The sequence below is a fragment of the Streptomyces sp. NPDC038200 genome, assembly GCF_055600785.1.
Window position 1 is genome coordinate 1 of the sequence record NZ_JBVJYH010000071.1, and the last position, 1,501, is coordinate 1,501.

1 protein-coding gene and 1 pseudogene are annotated in these 1,501 nt (G+C 66.4%); both read left to right on the plus strand.

The genetic code is table 11. The annotated features are described in order from the left end of the window. Nucleotides 1-519: pseudogene (locus ACZ7KF_RS41550) on the plus strand (ribonucleoside-diphosphate reductase subunit alpha); the annotation flags it as partial. Then, nucleotides 519-1,501 (plus strand): ribonucleotide-diphosphate reductase subunit beta (locus ACZ7KF_RS41555; protein ID WP_471087924.1); only part of this gene is annotated, 983 nt, incomplete at its 3' end. The pseudogene ACZ7KF_RS41550 and the gene ACZ7KF_RS41555, both read left to right, overlap by 1 nt.

A 1,501-nucleotide genomic window follows, 5' to 3' on the forward strand; every position in this document is an offset into this window, starting at 1 on the left:
GGTGTCTACGAGTGCATCGAGCCGCAGGTGTCGAACCTGTTCAAGCGCGAGACCCTCTCGGGTGAGTTCCTCCAGGTCAACTCCTACCTGGTGCAGGACCTCAAGGACCTCGGCGTGTGGGACGCGCGGACCCGCGAGGCGCTGCGGGACTCCAACGGCTCGATCCAGGACTTCCTGTGGATCCCGCAGGACGTGCGCGCGCTGTACCGCACCGCCTGGGAGATCCCCCAGCGCGGCCTGATCGACATGGCCGCCGCCCGCACCCCCTACCTCGACCAGGCGCAGTCGTTGAACCTGTTCCTGGAGACGCCGACCATCGGCAAGCTCTCCTCGATGTACGCCTACGCCTGGAAGTCGGGTCTGAAGACCACCTACTACCTGCGCTCGCGCCCCGCGACCCGGATCGCCCGCGCCGCCCAGGCACAGACCCAGGCCACCATCCCCCCGCAGCAGGCCACCGACCCCGACGCGATCGCCTGCTCCCTGGAAAACCCCGAGTCCTGCGAGGCCTGCCAGTAATGACCAGCCGCAACACCAACCTGCTCGACCCCGGCTTCGAGCTGACTCTGCGCCCCATGCGCTACCCCGACTTCTACGAGCGCTACCGGGACGCCATCAAGAACACCTGGACCGTCGAAGAGGTCGACCTCCACTCCGACGTCGCCGACCTCGCCAAACTCACCCCCGAAGAGCAGCACCTCATCGGCCGGCTGGTCGCCTTCTTCGCCACCGGCGACTCCATCGTCGCCAACAACCTCGTCCTCACCCTCTACAAGCACATCAACTCCCCCGAAGCCCGGCTCTACCTCAGCCGGCAGCTCTTCGAGGAGGCCGTGCACGTCCAGTTCTACCTGACCCTGCTGGACACCTACCTGCCCGACCCCGACGACCGCGCCGCCGCCTTCGACGCCGTGGAGAACATCCCCTCCATCCGCGAGAAGGCCGAGTTCTGCTTCAAGTGGATCAACGAGGTCGAGAAGATCGACCGGCTGGAGACCAAGGCCGACCGCCGCCGCTTCCTGCTCAACCTGATCTGCTTCGCCGCCTGCATCGAAGGACTCTTCTTCTACGGCGCGTTCGCCTACGTCTACTGGTTCCGCAGCCGCGGCCTGCTCCACGGCCTCGCCACCGGCACCAACTGGGTCTTCCGCGACGAGACCATGCACATGAGCTTCGCCTTCGACGTCGTCGACACCGTCCGCAAGGAAGAACCCGACCTCTTCGACGACACGCTCCAGCAGCAGGTCACCGCCATGCTCGACGAAGCCGTCACCGCCGAGCTGCAGTTCGCCCGCGACCTGTGCGGCGACGGACTGCCCGGCATGAACACCGCATCCATGCGCGAGTACCTGCAGTGCGTCGCCGACCAGCGCCTCACCCGCCTCGGCTTCGCACCCGTCTACGGCTCCGAGAACCCCTTCTCCTTCATGGAACTCCAGGGCGTCCAGGAACTCACCAACTTCTTCGAACGCCGCCCCTCCGCCTACCAGGTCGCCGTGGA